General features: G+C 69.0%; 14 protein-coding genes. 5 read left to right on the plus strand and 9 right to left on the minus strand.

The genetic code is table 11. The annotated features are described in order from the left end of the window. Positions 1 to 205 precede the first annotated feature (205 nt). The 9 genes from GPA10_RS30000 to rpmH form a co-directional block, all read right to left on the minus strand. Positions 206 to 823, minus strand: a complete 618-nt coding sequence (locus GPA10_RS30000) for a GNAT family N-acetyltransferase (RefSeq protein WP_030559692.1) — start codon at positions 821 to 823, stop codon at positions 206 to 208. A gap of 326 nt (positions 824 to 1149) precedes the next feature. Beyond that, positions 1150 to 2295, minus strand: coding sequence for a ParB/RepB/Spo0J family partition protein (locus GPA10_RS30005; RefSeq protein WP_343041471.1), 1146 nt, complete (start codon positions 2293 to 2295; stop codon positions 1150 to 1152). Further along, positions 2292 to 3368, minus strand: a complete 1077-nt coding sequence (locus GPA10_RS30010) for a ParA family protein (protein WP_157168307.1) — start codon at positions 3366 to 3368, stop codon at positions 2292 to 2294. The genes GPA10_RS30005 and GPA10_RS30010 overlap by 4 nt, the downstream gene beginning before the upstream one ends. 287 nt (positions 3369 to 3655) lie before the next feature. Further along, positions 3656 to 4372, minus strand: a complete 717-nt coding sequence (gene rsmG, locus GPA10_RS30015) for a 16S rRNA (guanine(527)-N(7))-methyltransferase RsmG (RefSeq protein ID WP_058850034.1) — start codon at positions 4370 to 4372, stop codon at positions 3656 to 3658. 115 nt (positions 4373 to 4487) lie between these two features. Continuing rightward, the gene (locus tag GPA10_RS30020; RefSeq protein WP_058850035.1) at positions 4488 to 5000 is read right to left on the minus strand and encodes a Jag family protein; all 513 of its coding nucleotides are present in this window, start codon (positions 4998 to 5000) and stop codon (positions 4488 to 4490) included. 14 nt (positions 5001 to 5014) lie between these two features. Then, the gene (gene yidC, locus GPA10_RS30025) at positions 5015 to 6358 is read right to left on the minus strand and encodes a membrane protein insertase YidC (protein ID WP_343041472.1); all 1344 of its coding nucleotides are present in this window, start codon (positions 6356 to 6358) and stop codon (positions 5015 to 5017) included. Between the two features lie 3 nt (positions 6359 to 6361). Then, a complete protein-coding gene (gene yidD, locus GPA10_RS30030; protein ID WP_157168242.1) occupies positions 6362 to 6721 on the minus strand; it encodes a membrane protein insertion efficiency factor YidD in 360 nt (119 codons plus the stop codon). Beyond that, positions 6718 to 7089 (minus strand): ribonuclease P protein component, encoded by a 372-nt coding sequence (gene rnpA / locus GPA10_RS30035; RefSeq protein WP_343041473.1) that lies wholly within the window; start codon positions 7087 to 7089, stop codon positions 6718 to 6720. Before rnpA ends, yidD begins: the two co-directional genes overlap by 4 nt. A gap of 20 nt (positions 7090 to 7109) precedes the next feature. Next, positions 7110 to 7247, minus strand: a complete 138-nt coding sequence (gene rpmH / locus GPA10_RS30040) for a 50S ribosomal protein L34 (RefSeq protein ID WP_016644655.1) — start codon at positions 7245 to 7247, stop codon at positions 7110 to 7112. 376 nt (positions 7248 to 7623) lie between these two features. Between rpmH and dnaA the strand changes: the two genes are divergently transcribed. From dnaA to GPA10_RS30065, 5 genes are all read left to right on the plus strand, one after another. Then, positions 7624 to 9795, plus strand: coding sequence for a chromosomal replication initiator protein DnaA (gene dnaA / locus GPA10_RS30045; protein ID WP_343041474.1), 2172 nt, complete (start codon positions 7624 to 7626; stop codon positions 9793 to 9795). A gap of 1070 nt (positions 9796 to 10865) precedes the next feature. Beyond that, positions 10866 to 11996: a DNA polymerase III subunit beta gene (gene dnaN, locus GPA10_RS30050; protein WP_058850040.1), complete on the plus strand. Its 1131-nt coding sequence runs from the start codon at positions 10866 to 10868 to the stop codon at positions 11994 to 11996. A gap of 107 nt (positions 11997 to 12103) precedes the next feature. Continuing rightward, a complete protein-coding gene (gene gnd, locus GPA10_RS30055) occupies positions 12104 to 12988 on the plus strand; it encodes a phosphogluconate dehydrogenase (NAD(+)-dependent, decarboxylating) (RefSeq protein WP_058850041.1) in 885 nt (294 codons plus the stop codon). 87 nt (positions 12989 to 13075) lie between these two features. Next, positions 13076 to 14200, plus strand: coding sequence for a DNA replication/repair protein RecF (gene recF / locus GPA10_RS30060; protein WP_157168243.1), 1125 nt, complete (start codon positions 13076 to 13078; stop codon positions 14198 to 14200). Next, the gene (locus tag GPA10_RS30065) at positions 14197 to 14781 is read left to right on the plus strand and encodes a DciA family protein (protein WP_246260060.1); all 585 of its coding nucleotides are present in this window, start codon (positions 14197 to 14199) and stop codon (positions 14779 to 14781) included. The genes recF and GPA10_RS30065 overlap by 4 nt, the downstream gene beginning before the upstream one ends. Positions 14782 to 14840: the final 59 nt, after the last annotated feature.

Here is a 14840-nt window from a genome sequence, read left to right on the forward strand (position 1 = left end):
CACGTCGGCGAGCAGAACGTCGGCGCCGATCGGCGCGATGTTTCACGTGAAACACGAATGGGCCAACCCAACTGGGTTGGCCCATTCGCTGTCTGTGCGGACCGGACCAGCTACTACCGCCACCGCACTCGCTACGGTGGCCGCACTCTGCTACAGCGTCCATACTCTGCTCTGCGACCATGCCCGCTACCGCGGCCATACGCTGCTACAGCGGCCGCAGCACCGGTTCCTTCTGCACCGCGCCAAGGAGCCGGTCCAGGGCAAGCTCGACGTCTTCCTTCCAGGAGAGGGTCGTCCGGAGCTCCAGCCGCAGCCGGGGGTAGGCGGGGTGGGGACGGACCGTCTTGAACCCCACAGCGAGCAGATGGTCGGCTGGCAGCACACAGGCCGGCTTCTCCCAACGGGCATCGCCGAACGCCTCGATGGCCTTGAACCCTCGGCGCAGCAGATCCTTCGCGACGGTCTGCACGATGACGCGGCCGAGCCCCTGCCCCTGATAGCCCGGCATGATCCAGGCCGTCATCAGCTGGACGGCATCCGGCGAGACGGGGCTCGTGGGGAAGGCGGTGGAGCGGGGTACATAGGCGGGCGGCGCGTACAGCACAAAGCCCACCGGTACGTCGTCGACGTACACGACCCGGCCGCATGATCCCCATTCGAGGAGAACGGCGGAGATCCACGCTTCCTTCTCCAGCTCCGGAGTGCCGGCCTTTACCGCGGCCTGGCCGCTGACCGGGTCCAGCTCCCAGAAGACACACGTGCGGCAACGCTTGGGAAGGTCCGGAAGGTTGTCCAGCGTGAGCGGTACGAGCCGTCGCCCCATGAAGGCGGTTCCTCACTTCCTTCGCCCGCAGCGCCACGAGCTGCTAACAGTGCGCTCCGCTCCCGGAGCAGGCTGCCCACGAAACCCCCGACCGCTCCGAGCCCCAGCCCGGCCGTCATCAGTCCTGTGCGGCTCACCGATCGCATGGCCCCTGCCTCCCCTAAGAGGTGCCGTCAGGTGACTGCGCCATACCTGATCGCATCGTATCCACGAAGCGATAGCGCCGATACCGCAAGAAAGGAAAGAGCAGGCCGTGTTCCGGCATACACCGGACACGGCCTGCTCTCTCCAGGGCCACGGGAGCATGTCCCGTGGCCCCGCACTGCTTACTCCCGCTCGTCCTCAGCTGACTCCGCGGCCTCGGCCTCGGCGATCCCGTTCCTGAGCACCGGCCCCTCCTCCGGAGCGAGCGTGGAGAGGATGCGCTCCAGGTCCTCCAGGGAGGCGAAGTCGACGACGATCTTGCCCTTCTTCTGGCCCAGATCGACGCGCACCCGCGTCTCGAACCGGTCGGAGAGCCGATTGGCGAGCCCGGAAAGAGCCGGGGACAGCCGGGCACCGGCCCGCGGTCCCTTCGCCTTCGGCTTGCTCTGCGGCCGCGACCCCATGAGGGTCACGATCTCCTCGACGGCACGCACCGAGAGCCCCTCGGCCACGATGCGGTGCGCGAGCCGGTCCTGCTCCTCCGAGTCCTCCACGGACAGCAGCGCACGGGCGTGCCCCGCGGAGAGGACACCGGCGGCCACCCTCCGCTGCACTGTCGCCGAAAGCTTCAGCAGCCGCAGGGTGTTGGAGACCTGCGGGCGCGAGCGTCCGATGCGGTCCGCCAACTGGTCGTGCGTGCAGTTGAAGTCCTTCAGGAGCTGGTCGTACGCCGCGGCTTCTTCCAGCGGGTTCAGCTGGGCGCGGTGCAGGTTCTCCAGGAGCGCGTCCAGGAGGAGCTTGTCGTCCTCCGTCGCCCGGACGATCGCCGGGATGCGCTCCAGGCCGGCCTCACGGCAGGCCCGCCAGCGCCGCTCACCCATGATGAGCTCATAGCGCGCCGGACCCAGCTGCCGGACGACGACCGGCTGTAGAAGGCCGACTTCCTTGATGGAGGTCACCAGCTCCGCGAGAGCGTCCTCGTCGAACACCTCACGCGGCTGCCGCGGGTTGGGCGTGATGGAGTCGAGCGGGAGCTCCGCGAAGTGCGCGCCCGCCGTACTCGCCGGCTCCGGCGCGGAGACGCCGTTCACCGGCTCCTCCTCCGTTTCACGTGAAACAGGCTCACGGGAACCAGGCTCACGGGAAAGGGGGCTCTGCGGAAGAGCAGCCACCTTGGCGGCCGCCACGCCTCGCTCGGCGGTGAGGACCGGCACGGACGAGGGAGAGGTGGAGGCCCCACTGCCCGCAGCCGGGGCGGACTTCTCTGTGGGAGCCGCAGGGATCAGAGCGCCAAGGCCACGGCCCAGCCCTCTCCGTCGCTCGCTCACTGGATCCCCTCCGTCATGCTGTGCTGTTCGTTCTGGTTGCCCGTGTGGGCGTGCTGTACGTCGTACCGCACACCGACGCCGCGCAGGGCGATCTCGCGTGCCGCCTCGAAGTACGACAGGGCACCGCTGGAGCCTGGATCGTAGGTCAGGACGGTCTGCCCATAGCTGGGCGCCTCGGAGATGCGCACCGAGCGCGGGATGCTCGTTCTCAGCACCTCTTCACCGAAGTGGTTGCGCACCTCCTCCGCCACCTGCGACGCCAGCCGGGTCCGGCCGTCGTACATGGTGAGCAGGATGGTCGACACCTTCAGCAGCGGGTTGAGGTGCCCCCGCACCAGGTCGACGTTGCGCAGGAGCTGACCCAGACCTTCCAGTGCGTAGTACTCGCACTGGATCGGGATCAATACCTCCGCACCGGCCACCAGGGCGTTGACCGTGAGCAGTCCCAGCGACGGCGGGCAGTCGATGAGGATGTAGTCCAGCGGCTGCTCATAGGCCTGAATGGCCCGCTGCAGTCTGCTCTCTCGTGCCACCAGGGACACCAGCTCGATCTCGGCTCCGGCGAGATCAATAGTCGCCGGGGCACAGAAGAGCCCCTCGACGTCTGATACCGGCTGTACGACTTCGGAGAGAGGCTTGCTCTCGACCAACACGTCGTAGATGGAGGGCACTTCGGCGTGGTGGTCGATGCCCAGGGCTGTGGAGGCATTGCCCTGCGGATCGAGGTCGATCACCAGAACGCGTGCGCCGTGCAGGGCGAGCGAAGCGGCAAGGTTGACGGTCGTCGTCGTCTTGCCCACTCCGCCCTTCTGGTTGGCGACCACCATGACTCTGGTCTGCTCCGGTCGCGGCAGCCCCTCGCCGGCACGGCCAAGAGCTTCCACCGCCAGCTGGGCGGCACGACCGATGGGGGTGTCGTCCATCGGGCTCGGTGTTTCACGTGAAACATCCTCCCCCGCCGACTCGGTACGGGGACCGGGGACCGGATCGGTCATCGGTCCCGCGATGTTGGCGTCGGACCGCAAGGATTCACTCTCCTCGACTTCAGGCTCGCAATGAACAGAGCCTCCCATGCTTTCGGGGTCGTGAACCAGCGAGGCCCGGTCTTCTGTGGACGAATCCCCCTCTGTGGACAACTCCGTGCCCTTGTCGAGGGAACCGAGCGGCCGACGTTCGCGAGGTTCCGCAGCGCGGCCGCGACTGATGATGCCATGCAGCAGTGAGCGACGTTTCACGTGAAACACGATGCACGGCGACCGGGGTGCCGCTGGTGCGACACCCCGGTATGCGTACGTTTGGCAGCTTTTGTGGAGTACGGCTCGTCGTCAGGAAGGATCTCAGGACGGAACTCAGGTGGAGATCAGCGTCGGCGCCGAGCGCGCCCGACTCGTGCGGCCTTGGCTCGCTTGGCAGCGAACCGTACGCCGCCGGGGCTCTCGCCGACCTCGACCTTCACCACGGTGGACAGGGGATCCACGACTCCCTCGCCCACGTGCAGGACGGACACGGACTCCGCGCCGAGCTTGTTCAGGGCGGCGCGTGCTCCCTTGACCTCTTCTTCCGCGGTGTCGCCCTTGAGGGCCAGCATCTGTCCGTAGGGACGCAGCAGGGGGACGCCCCAGCCCGCGAGCCGGTCAAGCGGGGCCACGGCTCGTGCGGTCACGACATGGACGGGCTGCAGTTTGCCGAGGACCTCTTCGGCGCGGCCCCGGACGACCGTGACATGGTCGAGTCCCAGGAGCTCGACGACCTCGCTCAGGAAGTTCGTACGCCGCAGCAGGGGCTCAAGAAGGGTGATCTTCAGGTCCTCGCGGACGAGGGCGAGCGGAATACCGGGAAGTCCGGCGCCGGACCCGACGTCGCAGACCGTCACGCCCTCGGGCACCACCTCGGACAGCACCGCGCAGTTCAGCAGGTGCCGCTCCCACAGCCGGGGGACCTCACGGGGGCCGATCAGGCCGCGCTGCACTCCCGCTTCTGCCAACAGCTCCGCATACCGGACCGCATCCGGGAACCGCTCGCCGAAAACCGTCCGCGCCTCCTCCGGCGCCGGGGGGAGCTCCGCTGCCTCCGTCACGGGGACCGTCCTTCCGTACCGCACTGGGTCGCTGGATCGCTGGATCGCTGAGTATCAGGCTGACAAAGACCGGCCCCGCCTGCGAACAGACGGGGCCGGGGAAAACGTGTGTGATCTAGGCCGGGAGGACCACGACGAAGCGCTGCGGCTCCTCGCCCTCGGACTCACTGCTCAGACCGGCGGCCTTGACCGCGTCGTGCACGACCTTACGCTCGAAGGGCGTCATCGGATTGAGCTTGACCGGCTCCCCGGTCTTCTTGGCGTCGGCAGCGGCCTGGGCGCCGAGCTGGGAGAGCTCCTCGCGCTTCTTCGCGCGGTAGCCGGCGACGTCGAGCATCAGGCGGCTGCGGTCACCGGTCTCTCGGTGCACGGCGAGGCGGGTCAGCTCTTGCAGTGCCTCCAGGACCTCACCGTCGCGGCCGACCAGCTTCTGCAGATCGCGGCTGCCGCTGTCGCTGATGATCGACACGGCGGCGCGGTCGGCCTCGACGTCCATGTCGATGTCGCCGTCGAGGTCGGCGATGTCCAGCAGACCCTCCAGGTAGTCCGCCGCGATCTCCCCCTCCTGCTCGAGGCGAGTCAGGGTGTCGCCGGCCTCAGCTGCGGAGGTGGTGGTGCCTTCCGTCACGGGATGGACTCCTTCTACTTCTTGGACGGGTGCTTGGGCCGCTGCTGGCCCTTGCGCTGCCCGGACTTGGCTTTGCTGCGGGTGCCCTGGCCGGGCTGCTGGTTTCCGGAGCCGGTCTTGGCCTTGGCGTTCTTGGCCGCCGCGGCGGGCTTGTCCTCGGCCGTGGTGGCAGCGCCGTCCTCGGACTTGCTCAGCGAGGGCTTCGTGCCGGAGCCCGTGTCCGTGTCCGCGTCCGTCTTGGCGGCCCCGGCTCCGGTCCCGGCTGCGGGACCGGCCTGGCGCTTGGCCTTGCTCTGCCGCTTGGGCTGCTGCCGCTTGGGGGCGCCGCCGACGGCGGGGGAGCCGTCCTCGGCGGTGGCGACAGCGGTCTCGCTGACGATGACCGTGCCGTCGGGCTGGGCGGCGAGGCCGGCCTTGTTCAGGCCGTTGATGAACTTGCGCTCGTACTCGTTGCGGTCGCGGCCCTTGGCGACGATCGCCTTGACGGCACGGGTCTGGCCACGGCTGCGGGTCTTCTTGGCGTCCGTGAGGTGCTTCTGCAGGCGCTCCAGGTACGCGGCCTGGGCCTTGGAGCCCGGCGTCGGGTTCTGACGGATCACGTACATCTGCTGGCCCATGGTCCACACGTTGGTGGTCAGCCAGTAGACGAGGACACCGACGGGGAAGTTGATGCCGAAGACGGCGAACATGACCGGGAAGACGTACATCAGCATCTTCTGCTGCTGCATGAACGGCGTCTTCACCGTGGTGTCGACGTTCTTCGTCATCAGCTGGCGCTGGGTGAAGAACTGCGACGCCGACATCAGGATGATCATGAGCGCGGTCACGACGCGCACGTCGGTCAGCGAGGCGCCCAGGGAGGCGACCTTGTCGGCGCTGTCCGTGAACTTCACCGCGAGCGGGGCACCGAAGATGTGGGCGTCACGAGCGCTGTCGAGCAGCTGCTGGTCGATGACGCCGACCTTCTTGTTGGACGCGATGCCGTTGAGCACGTGGTACAGCGCGAAGAAGAACGGCGACTGCGCCAGGATGGGAAGGCACGAGGAGAGCGGGTTGGTGCCCGTCTCCTTGTACAGCTTCATCATCTCTTCGGACTGACGCTGCTTGTCGCTCTTGTAGCGTTCCTGGATCTTCTTCATCTCGGGCTGCAGCGTCTGCATGGCCCGGGTCGCCTTGATCTGCTTCACGAAGAGCGGGATCAGGCAGATACGGATCAGGATCACCAGGGACACGATCGACAGGCCCCAGGCCCAGCCCGTGTCAGGGCCGAAGATCGCACCGTACAGCTTGTGAAACTGGACGATGACCCAGGAGACGGGTGTCGTGATGAAGCTGAAGAAACCGGCAATCGTGTCCACTAATCAGGCTCCTTGAGCATGGGACGGGGTCTCGGCGGCCGGGCTCGCGGGAGCCGGGGGCAGGTCTCCGGACGGCACGCCGACGGCGGAGGACCCGCCCTTGCGTTCGCGCCAGGCGGTGCGCAGCGTCTCGTGCCACCGCGGACGCTTGCGCGGGGCGACATGGTCGACACCGCCGAGCGACCACGGATTGCACCGCAGAATGCGCCAGGCAGTGAGCGCCGTTCCCTTGATCGCGCCGTGGCGGTCGATGGCCAGGTAGCCGTAGTGGGAGCACGATGGGTAGTACTTGCAGACGGGGCCGAGGAGTGGACTGATCGTCCACTGGTACAGCTTGATCAGCGCCAGCAGCGGGTACTTCATCGCGCGCCCCCTCCCAGCAGCCGCTCAAGAGCGGCGTCCAGGTCTCGGGCCAGCTGTGCATGGTCGGCGTCACCCGCTCCGGGCAACGCTCGTACGACTACCAGGCTACCGGGGGGCAGCTGGGCCGCCCGGTCGCTCATGAGATGGCGAAGTCTGCGCTTGACCTTGTTGCGGACCACGGCTCCACCCACGGCCTTGCTCACGACGAAACCCGCACGCGGCGGGGGAAGGCTCTCCCCCGGCACGTGCGGGTCCGTTGCACCGCTGCGTAGATGGACGACGAGAAGCGGGCGGCCGGCCCGACGACCCCGTCGTACCGCGGTCGCGAAATCTTCGCGCCGCCTCAGCCGATGCTCGGTAGGCAGCACGACGTCATGACCTAATGCGCTTAGGCGGACAGGCGGGCGCGACCCTTGCTACGGCGGGACGCCAGGACGGCGCGGCCGGCACGGGTGCGCATACGCAGCCGGAAGCCGTGGGTCTTCGCGCGACGACGGTTGTTCGGCTGGAAGGTGCGCTTGCTCACTCGGGGGCTCCAGAAATGATGTGGTGGTGGCGGGACATCGCCTGGCTGTCACCGTGCGCCCACGAGAAGCTCGCGTATACGCACCGAGTGCACCGCTTCACAATCACAGATCGTGATCTTTGCCCATCGGAGGCAGGCGGCAGCAGCCATCGACAACTCGACCTGGTTACGGTACGCGGGGCTACGCCATCCGGTCAAACCAGCGGCCTTGGAGAGACACTGTGCACAGGCTGTGGACAACAACTTGAACCGCACCCGTCGCCCTGACTACCGTGGCTGAACTCCGATTCGTTCCCTTCCCCCTGCCCCTCCCGATTTCCGTCACTACCCGTCCCAAGAACCACACCTTCGTGGGACCCGTGAGAGAGCGTGCCCTGTGGCTGACGTACCTGCCGATCTTGCCGCAGTGTGGCCACGGGTACTGGAACAACTTCTGGGAGAGGGGCGGGGGCAGGGCGTAGAGGCGAAGGACGAGCACTGGATCAAACGGTGCCAGCCGCTGGCGCTCGTCGCCGACACCGCGCTCCTTGCCGTGCCGAACGAGTTCGCCAAAGGGGTCCTGGAGGGCCGTCTCGCCCCTGTCGTCAGCGAGACCCTGAGCCGGGAGTGCGGCCGTCCGATCCGCATCGCGATCACGGTCGACGACTCCATGGGCGAGCCTGCGACGCCTCCGGCCCCGCCGGTCCAGCAGCAGCCCCGCTACGACGAGCAGCCTCCCCGGCCCTCCCAGTACGACGAGCAACCGTCCCGCTACGACGAGCAGTCCTCCCGCTCCTCCCAGTACGACGAACAGCCGCCCCGCTACGACGGCCAGCCCTCGCGGTCCTCCCAGTACGACGAGCACCCGCCGCGGTACGAGGAGCAGGAGCTGCCCTCTGCCGGTCAGGGGCATGACAGCCGCGACGCCCATGATTCCCGTGACCCGCGCGATCCGCGTGATCCTCGCGACGCCCGTGATCCGCACGGCTCGCACGACGCCTACGACGGGTACGGCCGCCGCCCCGCGGACGACCAGCTCCCCACCGCCCGCCCGGCCTACCCGGGCTATCAGCGCCCCGGAGCCTGGCCGCAGCAGCCCCAGGACGACTACGGCTGGCAGCAGCCCCGGCTCGGCTACCCCGACCGCGACCCGTACGCGAACCCGCAGCAGCCGCAGCACGACTACCGCTCGCAGCCGCCGGAGCGCGGACCGTACGACCTGGACCGCCAGCACCAGGACCGGCAGTCGCAGGACCGGCAGTCGCAGGACCGGCACGAACGCCGGGAGCGGCACGATCGGAACGAGTCCGGCGGCGCGGGCACCGGCGGGCACTCCAGCCACACAGGCCCCTCCGGCCACAGCAGCCACACTGGCCACTCCAGTCACACCGGCCACTCCGGCCCGGGAGGGCAGGGCGGCCGAGGCGGACCGGGCGGCCCCCCCATGGGCCGCGGCGGCACCCCCCTGCCCGCGTCGAGCGGCGCCCCCGGCCCGCTGGCCGCGCAGCCCGCACCCGCGACGGGGCCCGGCGAGCCCACCGCGCGCCTGAACCCGAAGTACCTCTTCGACACCTTCGTCATCGGCGCGTCGAACCGGTTCGCGCACGCGGCCGCAGTGGCCGTGGCCGAGGCGCCGGCGAAGGCGTACAACCCGCTGTTCATCTACGGGGAGTCGGGACTCGGCAAAACGCATCTGCTGCACGCGATCGGGCACTACGCCCGCAGCCTCTACCCCGGCACGCGCGTGCGCTATGTGAGCTCCGAGGAGTTCACCAACGAGTTCATCAACTCCATCCGCGACGGCAAGGGCGACAGCTTCCGCAAGCGCTACCGCGAGATGGACATCCTCCTGGTCGACGACATCCAGTTCCTCGCGGACAAGGAGTCGACGCAGGAGGAGTTCTTCCACACCTTCAACACGCTCCACAACGCCAACAAGCAGATCGTGCTCTCCAGCGACCGGCCGCCCAAGCAGCTGGTGACCCTGGAGGACCGGCTGCGCAACCGCTTCGAGTGGGGCCTGATCACCGACGTCCAGCCGCCCGAGCTGGAGACGCGTATCGCGATCCTCCGTAAGAAGGCGGTGCAGGAGCAGCTCAACGCCCCGCCGGAGGTCCTGGAGTTCATCGCGTCGCGCATCTCGCGGAACATCCGTGAGCTGGAGGGCGCGCTGATCCGGGTGACGGCGTTCGCCTCGCTCAACCGGCAGCCAGTGGACCTCGGCCTGACGGAGATCGTCCTGAAGGACCTGATCCCCGGCGGCGAGGACGCGGCGCCGGAGATCACGGCGACGGCCATCATGGCGGCGACCGCGGACTACTTCGGTCTCACGGTGGACGACCTGTGCGGGTCCTCGCGCAGCCGGGTCCTGGTCACGGCACGGCAGATCGCCATGTACCTCTGCCGGGAGCTCACCGACCTCTCGCTGCCGAAGATCGGCGCGCAGTTCGGCGGCCGCGACCACACGACCGTGATGCACGCCGACCGCAAGATCCGCGCGCTGATGGCCGAGCGCCGCTCCATCTACAACCAGGTCACCGAGCTGACCAACCGCATCAAGAACGGCTAAGCGCTGGCGGGGGCGCCTTGGGCTGTACGGGGCTGTTCCCTCGCCCTGTGGCCTTGCCGACTTTTCCCTTGCGCAGGGTGCCGTTCGTCGGCCTGCGGCCTCGTCCTCAAACGCCGGACGGGCTTTCAGTGCCCTGTGGCCTCGTCGTCCTAGAGCGCCGGACGGGCTTTCAATGTCCTGCGGGCTCGTCCTCAAAGGGGGCGGGCAAGCTTTCTCACCCCGCTCGCCGGTCTCGCGTGGTCCCGGGCCTGTCGGCAAACTCCCTCCTGCCACGTGATGACAGGCCCCAGGGCGCTCCGGAACCCCTCCGGAGCGCCCTTCGCGTTGTCCACACGCCTGTGGGCGCGACCTCGCCGACATCTGATGTTCGATTCCGGGTCACCGGCGCCGAGTTCTCCACAGCGATGTGGCCTTTGCACCTTCCACACCCTGGGGAGAGGCGAGTTGTCCAGATCGTGTCCACAGGGGACCCTGCTGAATGTTCATCAGACCAGGTCAGTGGGTTGTGGATTCGTGGACGAAGGCTTTCCACAGACTGTGGATGAAGATCGTGTCCACAGGGCCTGCTCGTGGTTGTCCACCGGCGGCCCACAGGCGGAGGCCGGTTGTGCACAGCTTCCCCACAGGGCTGTCCACTGTTCGGCAACGCGACGCGCCCTCTCACCGTGACGAGTGAAAGGCGTCACACCAAGGTGCCGGGTTGGCCTGTGGGGAAGCTGGGTAAAGCTGGGGACAGGGTTGGGGAGAAGTGGCCCCTCCCTGTGCATCGGGTGTGCAGAACTTTCGCCCGTCCACAGATTCCACCGGTTGTCCACTGCGGCCGCCCACAGGGCCGGTGGACAAAAAACCGGTGCTGACCTGCGCTTTCGCGGTTATCCACGGTTTCCACAGGGCCTACTACTACTGCCCCCTAGAGTGACCTGGGAATCCGTTTCGAAGTGGGGCCTGTGCACAACTCGCCGCTCGGCCCGCCTCCGCCTCTCGGCACGACTTGACCCTGACGGGCACCAGCTGTCAGTGCGGTGCGTCAGACTGGTCCCCAGTGCCAGCAACAGCAGGAGGGCGGCTAAGTGAAGATCCGGGTGGAACGCGACGTACTCGCGGAGGCGGTGGCGTGGGCGGCACGCAGCCTCCCGGCTCGGCCGCCAGCGCCCGTCCTCGCGGGCCTGCTGCTGAAGGCCGAGGAGGGCGCCCTCTCCCTTTCCAGCTTCGACTACGAGGTCTCGGCGCGCGTGTCCGTGGACGCGGAGGTCGACGAAGAGGGCACGGTCCTCGTGTCCGGCCGGCTGCTCGCCGACATCTGCCGAGCCCTGCCCAACCGCCCGGTGGAGATTTCCACAGACGGTGTACGGGCGACGGTGGTCTGCGGCTCCTCCCGGTTCACACTCCACACCCTGCCTGTGGAGGAGTATCCGGCGCTGCCGCAGATGCCCACGGCGACGGGCACGGTCCCCGGTGAGGTCTTCGCCGCCGCCGCGAACCAGGTGGCGATCGCCGCGGGCCGCGACGACACCCTCCCGGTGCTCACGGGTGTGCGCATCGAGATCGAGGGCGACAAGGTCACCCTGGCGTCCACCGACCGCTACCGCTTCGCGGTCCGCGAGTTCCTGTGGAAGCCGGAGGACCCGGAGGCGTCCGCGGTCGCCCTGGTGCCCGCCAAGACCCTCCAGGACACCGCCAAGGCCCTCACGAGCGGCGACACGGTCACCCTGGCGCTCTCCGGCTCCGGCGCGGGCGAGGGCCTGATCGGCTTCGAGGGCGCGGGCCGCCGCACCACCACGCGGCTGCTCGAAGGCGACCTGCCGAAGTACCGCACGCTGTTCCCGACGGAGTTCAACTCGGTCGCCGTCATCGAGACGCCCCCCTTCGTGGAGGCCGTCAAGCGCGTGGCCCTCGTCGCCGAGCGGAACACCCCGGTGCGGCTCAGCTTCGAGCAGGGCGTGCTCATCCTGGAAGCAGGCTCCAGCGACGACGCACAGGCTGTGGAAAGGGTCGACGCCCAGCTGGAGGGCGACGACATCTCGATCGCCTTCAACCCGACGTTCCTGCTGGACGGCCTGAGCGCGATCGACTCCCCGGTCGCCCAGCTCTCGTTCACGACGTCCACCAAGCCCGCGCTCCTGAGCGGCAGGCCCGCTCTCGACGCGGAGGCGGACGACGCGTACAAGTACCTGATCATGCCCGTACGTCTGAGCGGCTGAGCCCACAGGTGTGTGGCCGCGTCCGGGCGTAGGCTCGGACGCGGGTACGAAAGTGCCCTGGGTACAGCAGGTGCCCCCACGCCACGTCGCTAGTTAGGAAAGCACTGATGGAGCTCGGTCTCGTCGGTCTCGGCAAGATGGGCGGCAACATGCGCGAGCGCATCCGCCGCGCAGGCCACACCGTCATCGGATACGACCGCAACCCGGACCTCGCGGATGTCGACAGCCTCGAAGAGCTGGTGGGCCGCCTCAAGGGCCCGCGCGTGGTGTGGGTGATGGTGCCGGCCGGGGCCGCGACCCAGTCCACCATCGACGAGCTCGGCGAGCTCCTGGAGCCCGGCGACGTCGTCGTGGACGGCGGCAACTCGCGCTGGACGGACGACGAGAAGCACGCTGAGGAGCTGAAGGCCAAGGGCATCGGCTTCGTCGACTGCGGCGTGTCCGGCGGCGTCTGGGGCCTGAAGAACGGCTACGCGCTGATGTACGGCGGCGACAAGGAGAACGTCGCCAAGGTGCAGCCGGTCTTCGACGCGCTCAAGCCCGAGGGCGACTTCGGCTCGGTGCACGCGGGCAAGGTCGGCGCGGGCCACTTCGCGAAGATGGTCCACAACGGCATCGAGTACGCGATGATGCAGGCCTACGCCGAGGGCTGGGAGCTCCTGGAGGCCGTGGACTCGGTCACCGACGTCCGTGAGGTCTTCCGCTCCTGGCAGGAGGGCACGGTCATCCGTTCCTGGCTGCTCGACCTCGCGGTCAACGCCCTCGACGACGACGAGCACCTGGACAAGCTGCGCGGCTTCGCGCAGGACTCCGGCGAGGGCCGCTGGACGGTCGAGGCGGCGATCGACAACGCGGTGCCGCTGCCCGCGATCACCGCGTCCCTGTTCGCCCGGTTCGCCTCGCGGCAGGACGACTCGCCGCAGATGAAGATGATCGCGGCCCTGCGCAACCAGTTCGGCGGCCACGCGGTCGAGTCCAAGAGCGAGCACTGATCGAGCCCGGCCGCCGTCCACAGCCTGTGCGCCGGGGCGGAGCGCTGAGAAGAAGATGAAGTAGGCCGGGGGAGGTCGGCGTACACCATGCACGTCACGCACCTTTCCCTGGCCGACTTCCGCTCCTACGCCCGGGTCGAGGTCCCGCTCGACCCGGGCGTCACCGCGTTCGTCGGCCCCAACGGCCAGGGCAAGACCAATCTCGTCGAGGCCGTCGGCTATCTGGCCACCCTCGGCAGCCACCGGGTCTCCTCGGACGCCCCGCTGGTACGGATGGGCGCCGACCGCGCGATCGTCAGGGCCAACGTCCGGCAGGGCGAGCGCCAGCAGCTCATCGAGCTCGAACTGAACCCCGGCAAGGCGAACCGTGCCCGCATCAACAGGTCCTCGCAGGTCAGGCCCCGTGACGTACTCGGTATCGTGCGGACGGTCCTGTTCGCCCCCGAGGACCTGGCGCTGGTCAAGGGCGACCCCGGGGAGCGCAGGCGCTTCCTGGACGAGCTGATCACCGCCCGCTCGCCGCGCATGGCGGGCGTGCGCTCCGACTACGACCGCGTCCTGAAGCAGCGCAACACCCTCCTGAAGTCGGCCGCGCTCGCGCGCCGCCACGGCGGCCGCTCCATGGACCTGTCCACACTCGACGTCTGGGACCAGCACCTGGCCCGCGCGGGCGCCGAGCTGCTCGCCCAGCGCCTCGACCTGATCGCCGCGCTGCAGCCGCTCGCCGACAAGGCGTACGAGCAGCTGGCGCCCGGCGGCGGCCCGCTCGCCCTCGAATACAAGCCCTCCGCCGCGGACATCGTCGGCCACGCGCGCGAGGAGCTGTACGAACAGCTGATGGCGGCCCTTGCGGAGGCCCGCAAGCAGGAGATCGAGCGCGGCGTGACGCTGATCGGCCCGCACCGCGACGACCTGCTGCTCAAGCTCGGCCAGCTCCCCGCGAAGGGGTACGCGAGCCACGGCGAGTCCTGGTCGTACGCCCTCGCCCTGCGCCTGGCCTCCTACGACCTGCTGCGGGCCGAGGGCAACGAACCGGTCCTCGTCCTCGACGACGTCTTCGCCGAGCTGGACGCCCGGCGCCGGGAGCGGCTGGCGGAGCTGGTGGCCCCGGGCGAGCAGGTCCTGGTGACGGCAGCGGTGGAGGACGACGTGCCGGGCGTGCTCACGGGCGCGCGGTACTCCGTGGCGGAGGGCGCGGTGGAGCGCGTATGACCGCCGCGGGACCGACCCCTGGCGACGAAGGACCCCTGGGCACCCCTGGCGCGCCGGGCGCCCCCGACCCCCCCAAGCCGCCGGAGCCCTCCGGCGTCGATCTCGCCCGCGTCGCCCTGCGCGCCGCGAAGGAGCAGGCACGCGCGCGTGGAGACGCGACGCAGCAGAGGAAGCAGGCCCGGCGCGGCGGTCTGCGCTCGGGCGCGCGGGCGGACGGGCGCGACCCGCTGCCCCTGGGATCCGCCATCAACCGGCTGATCACCGAGCGCGGCTGGGAGACCCCGGCCGCGGTCGGCGGCGTGATGGGCCGCTGGCCGCAGATCGTCGGCGACGACCTGGCCAATCACTGCGTGCCGCAGCGGTACGACGAGAACGAGCGGGTCCTGACCGTCCAGTGCGACTCCACGGCCTGGGCGACGAACCTGCGCCTGCTCGCTCCGCAGCTGGTCGCGCGCCTCAACGAGGACCTTGGCCACGGCACCGTACGCATCATCAAGGTCCTCGGTCCCGGTGGTCCCGGGCACCGCTACGGCCCCTTGCGCGCCCCCGGCAGCAGGGGCCCCGGCGACACCTACGGATGACCCGATCCGGGTTGTAGCTGGCGGTTGACCTCCCGAAGCGCTGAGTGCCGCTGTGAGCC

Origin of the sequence: Streptomyces typhae (genome assembly GCF_009755605.1) — a bacterium.
GTDB lineage: Bacteria > Actinomycetota > Actinomycetes > Streptomycetales > Streptomycetaceae > Streptomyces > Streptomyces typhae.

Bases quoted from the DNA above. Each gene is read 5' to 3' on its own strand.
- yidD (WP_157168242.1), bottom strand. From the start codon at position 6,721: ATGAAGTACCCGCTGCTGGCGCTGATCAAGCTGTACCAGTGGACGATC.
- GPA10_RS30065 (WP_246260060.1), top strand. From the start codon at position 14,197: ATGACCGCCGCGGGACCGACCCCTGGCGACGAAGGACCCCTGGGCACC.
- GPA10_RS30010 (WP_157168307.1), bottom strand. From the start codon at position 3,368: ATGGGAGGCTCTGTTCATTGCGAGCCTGAAGTCGAGGAGAGTGAATCC.
- GPA10_RS30000 (WP_030559692.1), bottom strand. From the start codon at position 823: ATGGGGCGACGGCTCGTACCGCTCACGCTGGACAACCTTCCGGACCTT.
- recF (WP_157168243.1), top strand. From the start codon at position 13,076: ATGCACGTCACGCACCTTTCCCTGGCCGACTTCCGCTCCTACGCCCGG.
- gnd (WP_058850041.1), top strand. From the start codon at position 12,104: ATGGAGCTCGGTCTCGTCGGTCTCGGCAAGATGGGCGGCAACATGCGC.